Here is a 1,142-nt window from a genome sequence, read left to right on the forward strand (position 1 = left end):
GTCGCCGAACGTCAGGCTGTTCCCGCCGAGCGCGAGGGTCGACCCACCCACGCCGCTCAGCGCGCCGATCGTCTGCGGCGCACCCGCCGCGCTGAGATCGAGCGTCGCACTCGTGCCCGTCAGGCTCACCGCGCCGCCCGTCGCGAGACTGCCGCCCGCGCCCAGCGCCAGCGTGCCGCCCGCCACCGTCGTGCCGCCCGTGTACGTGTTCGTGCCCGTCAGCGTTTCCGTCCCGCTGCCTTGCTTCGTCACACCACCCGTGCCGCCGATCGTGCCGCCGAACGTACCGTTCGTACTGCCACCGAATGCCAGGTTGTTCGCACCGAGGTTCACGCTCGAACCGGCCGCGCCGGTCAGCGTGCCGATCGTCTGGGGCGTGGTCGCCGCGCTGATGTCGAGCGCCGTGCCCACGTTCGCGAGGTTCACAGTCCCCGTCGCCGCCAGGCTGCCGTTCGCGCCGATTGCCAGCGTGCCCGCGTTGACCGTCGTGCCGCCCGTGTAGGTGTTCGTGCCGGTCAGCGTTTCCGTACCGCTGCCATTCTTCGTCACGCCGCCCGTGCCGGTGATCGCGCCGCCGAAGGTCTGGTTCGTCCCGTCGCCGAACGTCAGGCTGTTCCCGCCGAGCGCGAGGGTCGACCCGCCCACGCCGCTCAGCGCGCCGATCGTCTGCGGCGCACCCGCCGCGCTGAGATCGAGCGTCGCACTCGTACCCGTCAGGCTCACCGCGCCGCCCGTCGCGAGACTGCCGCCCGCGCCCAGCGCCAGCGTACCGCCCGCCACCGTCGTGCCGCCCGTGTAGGTGTTCGCGCCCGTCAGCGTCTCCGTCCCCGTGCCGGCCTTCGTGATCCCGCCCGTGCCGCTGATCGCGCCGCCGAACGTGCCGTTCGTGGTGCCGCCCAGCGTCAGCGAATTGCCGCCGAGCATCACGTTCGAACCCGCCGCGCCGATCAGCGTGCCGATCGCCTGGTTCGCGCCGGAACCGCTGATGTCGAACGTCGTGCCCGTATTCGCGAGATTCACCGTGCCCGTCGACGCCAGACTCCCGCCCGCGCCCAGCACCAGCGCGCCCGCGTTGACCGTCGTGCCGCCCGTGTACGTATTCGCGCCCGTCAGCGTTTCCGTGCCCGCGCCCTGCTTCGTGA

General features: G+C 72.3%; 1 protein-coding gene. It reads right to left on the reverse strand.

Annotation, left to right across the window (positions count from 1 at the left end; genetic code table 11):
• Window positions 1–1,142: beta strand repeat-containing protein (locus GQ56_RS0139005; protein ID WP_031403773.1), on the reverse strand; the 1,142-nt coding region annotated here is incomplete at both ends.

The sequence above is a fragment of the Burkholderia paludis genome (assembly GCF_000732615.1).
Classification (GTDB): domain Bacteria; phylum Pseudomonadota; class Gammaproteobacteria; order Burkholderiales; family Burkholderiaceae; genus Burkholderia; species Burkholderia paludis.